The sequence below is a fragment of the Oceanospirillum sanctuarii genome (genome assembly GCF_002150805.1).
Taxonomy (GTDB): Bacteria; Pseudomonadota; Gammaproteobacteria; order Pseudomonadales; family Halomonadaceae; genus Oceanospirillum; species Oceanospirillum sanctuarii.
This window is the reverse complement of the sequence record NZ_MTBA01000004.1, coordinates 962,210-974,338: the sequence shown is the minus strand read 5'-3', so window position 1 is coordinate 974,338 and position 12,129 is coordinate 962,210. Positions and strand designations below refer to the sequence as shown.

The window sequence follows — 12,129 nt, the reverse complement described above, 5'->3', positions numbered from 1 at the left end:
TTGCTGCAGGTGTTCCGTTAATCCCGGGGATTACTTCCCAAGAACTGTTGTGATTATTACCACTTACAGCCCGGGTGAGAACGGTGAACGATCTGCATCTCAGTCAGCATGTGACCCAGATTTTCAGTGTGATAACCGGTACGGCCACCACGAACTGCCCACTCTTCAGTTGGAACAGTCAGGGTCGCTTCCGTCAGGATTTCGGTCACTTTAGCCAGCCACGCATCATGCAGTTTGGATACGTCTACGCCGATACCTTCGTCAGCCAGCAGTTGCTCTGTTTCGTCCATATCGAACAGTTCGTGGGTGTAGCCCCACAGAGCATCAACCGCTTTCTGAGTGCGCTTATGGCTCTCTTCGGTACCATCGCCCAGACGCAGAACCCAATCACGGCTGCGACGCAGGTGATATTTGGTTTCTTTGATCGCTTTAGCGGCAATCGCAGACAGGGTTTCGTCTTTGGATTTCAGCAGCTCAGGCAGCAGATAGGTGTAGTAAACATCGGCAAACAGCTGACGCACCTGAGAGTAGGCGAAGTCACCTTTCGGCATCTCCATCAGCAGCAGGTTGCGGTATTCGCGATCATTTCGCATGTAGGCGAAATCGTCTTCGTCGCGGCCGTCGTTAGCCAGTTCTGCGGCATAGGTGTAGAACATGCGGGCACGACCGATGTAGTCGAGGGACACGTTGCCGTATGCGATATCTTCTTCCAGGAATGGACCGTAGCTGATCCATTCTGAAATGCGGTGACCCAGTACAACTGAGTCGTCACCCAGACGGGTGGCGTATTCAAGCGTTGCCGCTTTGATTGCTTCACTCATTATTCTTTCTCCGAACCTTTTTCCACGTTGCTTTCAGGCAATAACACTGAAAAGCGTGCTTACATGTTGTTTACAGGGTCAGGCAGAACGTAATAAGTGGCGTGACGGTATGGCTTGTCATCGTTTGGATCGTAGAAGCTATCCGCATCGTCTTCCTGAGAAGCACAGATGTCAGAAGACTTAACAACCCAGATGCTTACGCCTTCGCTACGGCGGGTGTAGCAATCGCGTGCGTATTCCAGAGCTTGCTCATGATCTTCAGCGTGCAGGCTACCAACATGTTTGTGGTCAAGACCACGCTTGGAGCGGATGAATACTTCGAATAGTTCCAGTTTTTCAGTAATAACAGACATGTTCGTTCTCCCCTTTACGCTGCTTGCTGAGCTTTTTTAGCTCTTTTCTTTTCGTTGTATGCAGTGATGGCATCACGTACCCACTCACCTTCGTCGTGAGCGGCAATGTGGTGTTCAACGCGCTGACGGTTACAGTGACCGTTGCCGTTGATCACACTCCAGAACTCGTCCCAGTTCAGATCAGAGCTGTCGTAGTGGCCACGTTCTTCGTTCCACTTGATCGCTTTATCCGGGTGATCAAGACCCAGAACTTCGATCTGCTTAACAGTCTGGTCAACAAACTTCTGGCGCAGGTCGTCATTGGTTTCACGCTTGATCTTCCACTCCATCGATTTCTGGGAGTGAGCAGACTCAGAGTCGTGAGGACCGAACATCATCAGTGCTGGCCAGTAGAAACGGTTCAGAGCGTCCTGAGCCATTGCTTTCTGTTCCGGAGAACCTTTAGCCAGAGACAGCATGGCTTCGTAGCCCTGACGCTGGTGGAAAGACTCTTCTTTACAGATGCGGATCATGCCGCGGGAGTAAGGACCGTAAGAGGTACGTTGCAGTGATACCTGGTTTACGATCGCAGCACCATCAACCAGCCAGCCGATAGCGGCAACGTCTGCCCAGGTCAGTACCGGGTAGTTGAAGATGGAGGAGTATTTTGCTTTACCGCTCTGCAGTTGCTCGATCATCTCAGAACGTGAGATGCCCAGAGTTTCTGCAGCGCTGTACAGGTACAGGCCGTGACCCGCTTCATCCTGTACTTTAGAAATCAGTACCGCTTTGCGACGCAGTGATGGCGCACGGGTAATGTAGTTGCCTTCCGGTTGCATACCGATCACTTCAGAGTGCGCGTGCTGCGAAATCTGGCGAATCAGGTTCTTGCGGTATTGCTCCGGCATCCAGTCTTTTGGCTCGATCTTTTCTTCCGCTTCGATCTTACGCATGAAATTTTGTTCTTCGGGCGTCATATCTATGCTCTCCGATCTTTTTATTATCTGCCAAGCCGTGTAACTGATTTGACTCAGTGGTAGACACTTTTTGTATCAACTTTAAGTTTCAACAACTTAGGTCACTTGTGCAGGCAGGTTGCAGCAAATCAGAACGCATTCTGTCTAGTGTCGAATGCGTGCCTCTTTGAATAATAGGCAAAGCAGCATGACTGCGTTGCCTTTTTCATATCCCAAGCTGCGCATTATATGACACGTTTTTTAAAATGCAAAACATCAAAGTGTATCGCTTTAGGCTTTGCCTGAATTTATTTCAGGCGATAGCGAGTGTTTCCGCAGATCCGGCAGCTAAAGACGCATGTCTGGTGCGATTTAGCGTTCAAAAGAACTGGATGCCCATAAGTGGTAACTCGCAAGCAGATATTCTTTTAAGGCTGGTGTCGTTTGGTTAGGAAAGCGTTCAGCCGAGCGTAATAATCAGAGATAGGGGGGAAGCAAGACGTGCTCAGTAAGGGCTGTAAGCCACGAAGAAGCTGAGCTTAAGCTTAGAGCTGTGATGGGAGGGCTGGCTTGAGTTATGACATAAGAGGCAATCTCTGTTGCCTCCCTGTTATCCCGGTTCTGTCGAATGTTGATCCTGTAGAATAATCAGCAGCGTCCATGAATCTTCAGACCGCGAGCCATGCGTTCCATATTATCCCGCATTTTATTGCGACGGCTTTCCAGTCGGAACTGAATTTCTGACATAACCAGAGTCAGTTCATCGCAGAGGTCAGAGGTGCGTTTCAGGCGTTTATTTAGGTTGGTGTGGGGCATGTCAGGCATCCTTTCTGGAGAGTCACTGGACAAGGAGTTTAATCCACTGAAAAACTGCGGGCATTCTAGGTAGCGGTGTCCGGGCTTTCTACAGCTTTTTTTCTGCGATATGTAACACTGTGCAATTATGAGAACCGGTTCTCGGTGTGCGGCTGATTTGTTTACTTTAGGAAGGTCTTGAATGTCAGAAATGGTTTAATTTTGTAACTGGATGTATTTTTTTTGAGCTTTTATTCTGAGTGTAAATCTTGGAGTAAGAGAGCTGATATGAATTCTTCTGTGACATCAAAAATAGAAAACCTGGGTCGGGTTAATACATCAGTCCCGCCCAAGAGGAGCATGTTACCTTGTGAGCGCTGCAGGGCTCAGGGATCGCTTTGCGCCTCGATGACCTACCAGCTTTTTTCTGGCAAGGCTCAGGAAGTTATTTGTGATCAGCTTAAACAGCCGTCTTGATTGAGAGGATTATCAGACTATCTCCCTCCCTCCTTAGTAGAGTTAGGGGAAGAAGATAGCCCTTTCTTTTATCTTTCTGATGCTTCCGGTTAGAACACCAGATGAGCAACACCTGCGATCACTGGTAGAGTGATCAGAGTGCGCAGGATAAAGATGATAAAGAGTTCCAGAATATTAACCGGAATCTTACTGCCCAGAATCAAAGCACCTACTTCAGACAGATAGATCAGCTGGGTAATGGAAACCGCAGCAATCACAAAACGGGTCATTTCGCTTTCGATAGAAGCCGCCATGATGGATGGGATAAACATATCCGCAAAGCCCACCACCAGTGTCTCAGACGCTTTTACCGCTTCCGGAATCTGCAGCAGCTCAAGCAGAGGCACATAAGGTGCGCCCAGAATGCTGAAGATAGAGGTGTTTTCAGCAATCACCAGTGCCAGAGTTCCCACCGCCATCACAACCGGCAGTACACAGAACACCATTTCTGCAGCGTTCTTGCTGCCATCCACCAGAACAGCTTTGAAGCCACGGCTGGTTTCAGCACGGGCGATTGCCTGTTGCACGCCCAGTGAAAACAGTTCTTTCAGTGGCTTTTTGGCCAGCTCGCAGGTTTCTGCTTCGGTGCCATCATCGTACTGATTAGACTTCCAACATAGTGGTGGCAGACGAGGAATTATCAGTGCTGCGACAAAACCCGCCAGAGAAACAGCCAGGTAGAAAGGGATAAACAGGTGTTCCAGTTTGACCTGAGCGATCACAACCAGTGCGAAACTGATGGATACCGCAGAGAAGGTGGTTGCAATAACTGCAGCTTCACGTTTGGTGTACATCTTCTGTTCGTACTGCTGACTGGTCAGCATCACACCTACGGTGCCATCGCCTAACCATGAGGTTGTACAGTCGATAGCGGAGCGTCCTGGCAGATTGAACAGAGGGCGCATAATTTTGCTCATCAGGCTGCCGGTCAGTTCCAGTAAGCCAAAATCCAGCAGCAGAGGCAGCAGAAGTCCTGCAAACAGGAAAACCGCCAGCAGGGTCGGCATCAGTTCTTTCAGAACCAGAGCGCCTGTGTATTCGTGCCAGATCATGCCGGGGCCGACTTCATTGATGGTCATAACCGCAAAAGCTGCGCCCAGTACCCGCATTACCAGCCAGGGATAACTGGTCAGGAACAGAACCTTCATCAGGTTATGGTTGTGCAGAGGCTTAAAGAAGGTTGTAACAACAGAAAGGGCTGCAGCAATACAGATCAGTCCGGTAACAACCAGAGGAGCATTATCGCCCAACAGGCCTTTAAACATGCCTGCCAGTACGGCTACGGGGATGGTAACGCTACCGTCGTAGGCTACCGGGGTCATAAAGAGCAGCAGGCCAAGAAGAGAAGGAAGAATAAACTTCCAAAGGCTGCCGGTTTGTTTGGTCGCGTCCACTGCGAAAGCGTCGTTCGACATACGCGTTACCCTCAATCGTTATTGTTATCGGAAATGTGTCCGGATTATTTAAGGTGGGGGAGTATATTAGTCTTGGCCTAGGTAATATCAATTTATCCGGCGGTAATGTAGGCAATAACTGCTAAAACAGGTCGCTTTTTTGAAAAAAAAGACCAGAAAAAATGCAATGACAGGTAAATGTATTATTTGAAGGGGGCGTTAAATGTTGACGCTTTTGGTAAAGCTGAAGACAAAATGCGATCTGCTTCCGGCAAATCCTAAAGGAGTTACTTATACTCAGGTTAATCTGATTCGGTGTGAGTGTGCGTATGGTGTTTTCTCTGCGATCTCTATGTTTCTTTATTGGCTCTATGCTGTGTGCTGCCGGTGTGCAAGCTACCAATGACGGCCTGCCTGAGCAGATGACCTTCTGCTATGAGAACCAGAATTACCTGCCTTTTATCCGTCAGGCAGAAGATGGTCTGGTCGTTGAGGGCAAAAACGGCGTTTTAACGGATCTGGTGATTCAGGCTACGGGCAAACTGGGTGTTAAAGCAGAATTCATCAATAAGCCCTGGAAGCGTTGTATCGTGTTGCTTCAGTCTGGTGAGGTTGATGGCATTTTTGCTGCTATCTGGCAGCCTGAGCGTGAAAAGTGGGGTGTATTTCCCAAGCATCAGGAGCAGCCGGATGAGCGCTATAAAATATGGCAGGTGAATTATCAGATATACGCCAGACGAGACTCAGCCCTGGATTGGGATGGTAAAGCATTTACCGGAATCGTGACCGGTGTCTCTGCGCCTTTGGGTTATGTGGCTGAAAAAAAACTGCAGCAGCTCGGAGTGAAAAGCCGTTCCAGTTATCTGCCGGCGGATGGTCTCAATCTGGTGGCCAAACATCGGCTGGATGGTTATGTTCTGGAAAGCTCTATTGGTGATTACCTGACTCGCTCGGAAGGTTTGGAATCTGATGTTAAGCCACTGCCCATTCCCTTCTTTTCAGCAGATTGGTATTTGCCTCTTTCCCACCGTTTGGCAAAAAAATACCCACAGGCACCCATACTTTTCTGGCAGGCATTGGCTGAAGCTCGAGAAGCCCATGGCGAAGCCCTGAAGGCGGCCTATCAGGGCGATTAGCCGACACAAAAGAATTAAGCCGATAGCTAAATGGAAGCTGAGATCTAAGATAATGAAAAAATGGTCACTCTACCTGTTCTCATTCGTTCTTCTTGCAACCGTGCGCCCTGCCTGGTCAGAGGGCACAGACCTGCCTATTGGTAATATTGATCAAATTCAGGGAGAGGTTGGTTTAATGCGTAAAGGAGAAGCCATCACACCAGCCGGTAATACCCTATTGCAGGAAGGGGATCGTTTAACCACAGGTAAAGGTGGTCTTAAGCTCAGATTGAAAGATAACTCCCGAATTACTCTGGCGGCAAATACTCAGTTTGAGATAACCCGTTATCGGTTCAATGCTGAAGCGAAAACTTCAGATGCGCATTTCAAACTCCTGTCCGGTGCTTTTCGGGCGGTAACCGGTGCTATAGGCCATTTGCCAAAGCCTTCTTTTGAAGTGGAAACTCCGGTCGCTACGATGGGGATTCGTGGTACAGATTTTTGGGGTGGCTTTATTTTCAATGGCGATCTGGATGTCGCGATGTTTTCTGGTAAAGGTGTCTATGTTCGTAACGCTGATGGCATTAGTGAGATTCGCTTGCCCGGGGAAGGTGTTACCGTGGTAAAGGGGAGGGCTCCGACCGATGCCCGGATCTGGCCGGACTGGAAAATTCAGCGAGCTATTGAATCCACGTTGCTTGAGCCCTAACAGAATTTTATCTCTTACCGGCAGGAAGCCTGATGATCTGACATGAGGGCGCTTATGACGTCTTTGATGCGAGTTCTGCTTCTTTTTACTTTTTTTGTCACGCTGGAGCGTCTGGCTGCGGCTGATATCAGCTTCCTGCAACAAAACTCTCAGCCGAAATATTTTCTTAATTCACCGGATAGCCCGGGGCTGTGCGGCGAACTCTACCGCTCCATCATTCGTGAGCTGGATAAGCGAGCGATCTCGTCGGCAGTGGATAACCACTATCTGCCCATCAAACGTATCCTGAGTCAGGTTGAAACCATTCCGGGGACTGTGTTTTGCGGGGCTGGCAGGAATGCAGAGCGGGAGAAGCGCTTTCACTATATCCGAACCCCGCTTTATCAGGTCAGCAATGTGGTTGTGACTCACGGTGATGATCTGCACGACCCGAAGTCCTTTGAAGAAATTATTGCTGCAAGAGACTCTGTGGGGGCGCTATATGGCACTTCATCAGCGCGTTTTTTACAGAAGAAAATCGGTGCGACTCTGGTGAATGATAGTTTTAACGATCTTGAAAGCCCGCTTAAGCTGATCGGCACTTCCCCGCATCGACTACGCTATTTTTACTACCATGATCTTGGGCTGAACTATCTGGTGAAGGTTTCGCCCTACCCTTTGAGAGTGGTTAAAACCAAGTTCAGAACGGTACCGCAGTGGCTGATTGTCAGTAGTAAAACGCCAGAGTTTCAGTTGATCGCACTGGAGGAAATTTTAGCGTCGATGGAACAAAGTGGTGAGTTAGCGCAGATCGTGGGTCGATATATCTACTGAGGGTTTACCGGATCAGTTGAGTAACTGGCCGGTAAACCCTGGTGTTGATGAGGGGGGCTCAGGAGTATGCAGCTTCTTTCATCACTTTAGCGATCAGGCGATAGGCATCTACCCAGGCCTGACGGGTTTCCGGAGTCCAGCTGTCGCCCAGTCCGTCTCTCAGAGCATATAGTAGTGAGTTACCCACAGGAGTGTAGTGTTCGGCTTTTACACCATACTTAACATGGTCCCGGGCAAGTTTCTGTAAAACCGGAACCAGGCTTTCCAGATCTTCGAGGCTTTTGACGGCAATTTTTAACGTGCTCATCAGCTTCCGGCCCTGTGATTTCATATCACCTTTGAACATAGGGCGGGTTTCTGGGGCGTAATAAAACAGGTAGTTGTAGAAAATCTCAGCGGCCTGATCAGCAATCGGCTCGACCTGAGCAAAGGAGTCCTGAATAAGATGAATCTGCTGACGGGATATCGACATAATAAGTGCGCCTTTATTGTTCTTTTTCAGAGCGTAGCATGAAAATGGTTCAGGGTTCAGATAAACAGATCTGTACGGGCCTTATTGTGATTCTGTGCCTGTTTTTCGGGTGGCAGCCTGCTATGGCAGACTTCAAAGTCGCCGTGATCGGAAAAACGAAAAATGACAGCTTTTACGAGCAGGCCTATCAGGGATGTCTTCTATTTGCAGCCAGTGTCGATGATCTGATCTGTATCTACGATGGTCCGCAGGATTATCAGAATCCTCGCAGTCAGGCTAATGTGGTGGAAAAGGTACTCAAGGAGCACGCCGACGGCATACTGATATCAACCACCCATTCAGGGTTTCTGGTCGAGCGTATTCTAGGTATCGCCCGGGATAAGCATATTCCGGTGATTACGTTTGACTCGGATCTGCTACCTGAGCATCACAAGTACCGGCTGGCCTATGTTGGCACCAATAACTTTGATTTTGGTGTCGCTTTGGGTGAGTACGCCAAACGCTATAAACAGAATGGGCTTACTCAGATCTGCCTGCAGTCCGGCAGTGATGCTACTCCTAATCTCAATGAACGTATTCGAGGTGTTCGCTATGCGTTGTCCGGTGATGATGCGAACCAGCGTCTGGATGGCGAGAATGGCTGGCAGGAGTATCACCGTTGTCCTTTTTATACCTTGGGCAAGCGTGATATCGCTTTGAGCCAGCTGAAGTTTGTGCTGTCTCAGCCTACGCCGCCGGTTTTTCTCGCTGTGGCGGGGTTTGCTCAGTTTTCCCCGGATTATGTTGCTGAAATCATGCCTTATCGTGATCAGATAGCGTCAGAAGAACTCGTCGTAATTTCCGCAGATGCGGAACCTATGCAACTGGAGGCGCTGGAGAAAAAACTTTCAACCGTCAACATTGGACAGCGTCCCTTTGAGATGGGGCGGTATAGTGCGGAACTTATGTATCGCTATCTGAAATCCGGCCAGAAGCCGGAGCAGGAGATCAATTACCTTGGCTTCTACTACTGCACAGCAGAAGAGGGCTGCCTGCTTGAAGAGTGAGTGACTGCCGTTCTGAAAGGCAAGGTGAACAGCTTTAAATCAAAGGCCGGAATGTTTGACCTCTTTCAGATACGGCATGTTCTGAAAAAGGAATTGGTTATACCTGCCATCATTCTTCATTTGCAGCAGTACTTCGTTTAGCTTGGGAGCCAGCTCAAGGTGCATATTATGCACAAACGGGTAGGAGTAATTCTGCCCGATAACCCCGGCCTGACGAACAGCCAGATTTCTGAACTCCGGATCCTGCAGTTGTTTATGGATCACCACCTCAAGCCCGATAAAAATATCGGTTCGCCCAGCTTTCAGGCGATTCAGTCCTATTGATGCGGTATCCACGCTGGTGAGCTGATCTTCCGGCACCAGAGGTTGCAGGTTTTCTCTGCTCCAGACTGACCCTCTCAGATAATCCACCCGATAAGGCATGTCCTTCAGACTATCCAGACCATTCAAGCGGATCTCCGGATTCAGTGTGATCGCAATCGTCCGGTTGATAAAAATTGGTTCTTCAACCCGAACCATATTGCGGTAGGTCTGGTTGTAACTGGCGATACGCTGGGGCTCGCCATCCACTTTACCCAGATTCGCATTCAGAGAGCTGCGCTTACTGGGCATCACCTTGTAGCTGAACTGATAACCCAGTTCTTTGAAGGCTTCACTATAGATTTGGGCATAAAAGCGGTACTGGGGATCCTGGTCCGGATCACGTCCGAAGGCCATGATGAACGAGGGTTCTGATTTAACCGCCGGACTTGCTAAAAGGGTCAGGAGGGCCAGTGCCAGGCCACCGCCAATCTGCAAGGCCGTGGTGGAGGTTTTGTGGATGCTGAAGATATTGCCTGAGAGCTGAAAAAGCGATTTCATCTGCTGTTCCTACCGTTGATTCGTGCGCGTTATAGCGGTGCGCTCAGTAGTGCAGTCTTGAGTATAGACAAAAGCCATGAAACGTCAGGTGTATCAGGTTTGTCCGAACAGCAGATGGCGCCAACAGATCTATCCGATCAGTTCGTTAATTTTTGCGATCAACTGATCTTCATCCAGCGGTTTCTTGAATACGGCGCTGGCACCTAAAAGTTCAGCTCCGGACAGGTAATCGGTACTGGTCAGGCGACCGCCACCTGAGATACAGATAACCGGCAGATCCGGATGCTGGCGCTTTAGCTCCATCAGTAATTCGATCCCCTCTTTTTCCGGCATAATGATATCGCTGACGACCAGATCGGGCAGACCCTGACTTAGGGCTTCACGGATCACAGGATCTGCGCCATGCTCTGCCTGTGTCACCTTAAAGCCAGCCATCTCCAGTGCCATCGAGAGCGCAAAGCGAACCAGTTCATCGTCATCAATTAACAGAATGTGTTTCATCGTATTAACCTTATTTCAGAATTCTTATTTTTAATCGGATGTGGTGGCCGACAACGGCAGCAGGATGGTAAACTGGCTGCCTTGCCCCGGCGTACTGTCCACAGAGATGCTGCCGCCCACCTGTTGTACTAATCCGTGCACAACCGACAGGCCAAGACCTGTGCCTTTGCCCACGGCTTTATTGGTATAGAAGGGTTCGAAAATACGTTGCTGTAACGCCATATCCATCCCGCATCCCTGATCGGCAACGGTCAATTCAACCTGATCCTGACGGTGTTTCAGTTCAACATGAATCGGGCCATTTTTATTGTCGTAACTGTCTTCAGCATTGGTGATCAGTGCCAGCAGGATATCGGCGCTTTCACTGGTGGTCAGAGCAACAGAGCAAGGCTTGTCGGTCAGTGTTAGTTTAAGCTGATCCGGATAAGTAATGGCGGAGTGGTAGAGCGTCGCGTTCTGTTCCAGCTCATGTCTGAGATCACAAAGGCGCTTCTCGCGGTTTTCCTGATGACTGAAGCGCAATAGCTGGCCTAACACCTCCTGAGCGTGTTCCGATGCCAGCAGGATTTTATCCAGTACGAGTTGCAGCGCATGATCATCTGGCAGCTGCTTCTTACTCAGCCTGCTCAGAGTCTGAATCGGCTGCAGATGATTGTTGGTTGAGTGGGCAATGCCGCCTGCCAACGTACCCAACGACTGCATTTTTTGCGCCTGTGCCAGCTCCTGCTCAAGTTTCACCTGGTACTCAATTTCCTGCTTGAGAATACTGTTATAGCGCCAGGTACTGATGCCAAAGGTGATAGCGGTTGTCACAAGTGCAGCAAACAAGCCCAGAACCCATTCATCCAGATCCCAGTCTTCATGGCTGCGGGAGTAATCATAGAAGGCATCGAAGCTGTCGTAGCTCACCAGAATGGAGGTGAAAACAGTAAAAGAGATCAGACCGATTAAAAGCTGACGGCGATTACTGGCACGAAGTTTTTGTTCCAGTTGGTGCTGGCGCTGTGCTTTGTGAGCCATAGGGGTAGTCCACTCAGAAAGGTCGAAAACACCTCGAAATTTGAGGTTTAAATGAAGCATAACAGACTGTGAAACAGGTAGCTGTTTTTATAATGAATGTTTTTCGTCAAAAGTGTTTTCTGAACATTCCACATACAGTTTGCCGGGAAACTAACCTGCCTAATCAGGGCTTTCAGGCGTACAATCCTGCCATTGATATAAGCTTACCAACAGGCATTCCGCCAGATGTCAGATCGGGTACAAGTGAAGTAGGGTTCAGGGTTTTTATGAAATATCTAAGCGGTTACTCAGACAATATCCAGCAGCAGGTTCGTCAGCTTGTTGAGCAGGGCAGGCTTAAGGAGTATTTACTGAAACGCTACCCAAGCGCACATGACCTCAGCAGTAATGATCAGCTCTATCGATATGGGCAGGATCTGAAGCAGCGTTATATGAAAAAAGCGCCGCCACTGAAAAAGATTATCTTCGATCCCAAAGTCAGTGTGCTGCACCACGCCCTAGGGCTGAACGCTCATATCACCCGAGCCCATGGCGGCAAGCTAAAAGCCAGTCATGAGATCCGCATCGACCCCTGCTTTAAGCGCTGCCCGGAAGACTTTCTCCGAATGATTCTGGTACACGAGCTTGCCCACCTGAAAGAGCGGGATCACAACAAAAGTTTCTACCAGCTGTGTCAGCACATGGAGCCGGATTACTTCCAGTTGGAACTGGATCTCAGACTGATGCTCACCTGGCAGGAGATTGAACAGGAAAGCCTGTACTGAACCCATCGATCAAA

General features: G+C 49.2%; 14 protein-coding genes. 5 read left to right on the top strand and 9 right to left on the bottom strand.

The annotated features are described in order from the left end of the window. Window positions 1–56: 56 nt before the first annotated feature. From paaC to BV405_RS11435, 5 genes are all read right to left on the bottom strand, one after another. Complete coding sequence (gene paaC / locus BV405_RS11450; protein WP_086480968.1) at window positions 57–821, bottom strand: 1,2-phenylacetyl-CoA epoxidase subunit PaaC; 765 nt, start codon at window positions 819–821, stop codon at window positions 57–59. Between the two features lie 59 nt (window positions 822–880). Then, the gene (gene paaB, locus BV405_RS11445) at window positions 881–1,174 is read right to left on the bottom strand and encodes a 1,2-phenylacetyl-CoA epoxidase subunit PaaB (RefSeq protein WP_086480967.1); all 294 of its coding nucleotides are present in this window, start codon (window positions 1,172–1,174) and stop codon (window positions 881–883) included. Between the two features lie 14 nt (window positions 1,175–1,188). Further along, the gene (paaA, locus tag BV405_RS11440) at window positions 1,189–2,130 is read right to left on the bottom strand and encodes a 1,2-phenylacetyl-CoA epoxidase subunit PaaA (protein WP_086480966.1); all 942 of its coding nucleotides are present in this window, start codon (window positions 2,128–2,130) and stop codon (window positions 1,189–1,191) included. 627 nt (window positions 2,131–2,757) lie between these two features. After that, entirely contained in the window at window positions 2,758–2,925 is a 168-nt protein-coding gene (locus BV405_RS17690) for a hypothetical protein (RefSeq protein WP_176330122.1), read from the bottom strand. 545 nt (window positions 2,926–3,470) lie between these two features. After that, entirely contained in the window at window positions 3,471–4,835 is a 1,365-nt protein-coding gene (locus BV405_RS11435; RefSeq protein WP_086480965.1) for a YjiH family protein, read from the bottom strand. Window positions 4,836–5,143: 308 nt separating this feature from the next. Here BV405_RS11435 and BV405_RS11430 point away from each other — a divergent pair, with 308 nt between their 5' ends. From BV405_RS11430 to BV405_RS11420, 3 genes are read left to right on the top strand one after another with little or no spacing between them, the layout of a single operon-like run. Further along, complete coding sequence (locus BV405_RS11430; RefSeq protein ID WP_086480964.1) at window positions 5,144–5,950, top strand: substrate-binding periplasmic protein; 807 nt, start codon at window positions 5,144–5,146, stop codon at window positions 5,948–5,950. A gap of 52 nt (window positions 5,951–6,002) precedes the next feature. Then, window positions 6,003–6,638, top strand: coding sequence for a FecR family protein (locus BV405_RS11425; RefSeq protein WP_086480963.1), 636 nt, complete (start codon window positions 6,003–6,005; stop codon window positions 6,636–6,638). A gap of 54 nt (window positions 6,639–6,692) precedes the next feature. Next, on the top strand, window positions 6,693–7,451 hold the full coding sequence (locus BV405_RS11420; protein WP_176330120.1) for a substrate-binding periplasmic protein: 759 nt from the start codon (window positions 6,693–6,695) through the stop codon (window positions 7,449–7,451). Window positions 7,452–7,509: 58 nt separating this feature from the next. Here BV405_RS11420 and BV405_RS11415 read toward each other — a convergent pair whose 3' ends face one another. Then, a complete protein-coding gene (locus tag BV405_RS11415) occupies window positions 7,510–7,923 on the bottom strand; it encodes a globin family protein (protein WP_086480961.1) in 414 nt (137 codons plus the stop codon). A 38-nt stretch (window positions 7,924–7,961) separates the two neighbouring features. On the opposite strand from BV405_RS11415, the gene BV405_RS11410 reads away from it, so the two are divergent. Beyond that, window positions 7,962–8,969, top strand: coding sequence for a substrate-binding domain-containing protein (locus BV405_RS11410; protein ID WP_086480960.1), 1,008 nt, complete (start codon window positions 7,962–7,964; stop codon window positions 8,967–8,969). 39 nt (window positions 8,970–9,008) lie between these two features. Here the strand turns inward: BV405_RS11410 and BV405_RS11405 are convergent, their stop codons facing one another. The 3 genes from BV405_RS11405 to BV405_RS11395 form a co-directional block, all read right to left on the bottom strand. After that, window positions 9,009–9,830, bottom strand: a complete 822-nt coding sequence (locus BV405_RS11405) for a substrate-binding periplasmic protein (RefSeq protein ID WP_086480959.1) — start codon at window positions 9,828–9,830, stop codon at window positions 9,009–9,011. A gap of 129 nt (window positions 9,831–9,959) precedes the next feature. Next, window positions 9,960–10,331: a response regulator gene (locus BV405_RS11400; protein WP_086480958.1), complete on the bottom strand. Its 372-nt coding sequence runs from the start codon at window positions 10,329–10,331 to the stop codon at window positions 9,960–9,962. Window positions 10,332–10,361: 30 nt separating this feature from the next. Further along, window positions 10,362–11,351 carry a sensor histidine kinase gene (locus BV405_RS11395; RefSeq protein WP_176330119.1) on the bottom strand — a complete coding sequence of 330 codons (990 nt, stop codon included), beginning with the start codon at window positions 11,349–11,351 and terminating at the stop codon, window positions 10,362–10,364. Window positions 11,352–11,617: 266 nt separating this feature from the next. Here BV405_RS11395 and BV405_RS11390 point away from each other — a divergent pair, with 266 nt between their 5' ends. Further along, window positions 11,618–12,115 (top strand): M48 family metallopeptidase, encoded by a 498-nt coding sequence (locus BV405_RS11390; RefSeq protein ID WP_086480956.1) that lies wholly within the window; start codon window positions 11,618–11,620, stop codon window positions 12,113–12,115. Window positions 12,116–12,129 lie beyond the last annotated feature (14 nt).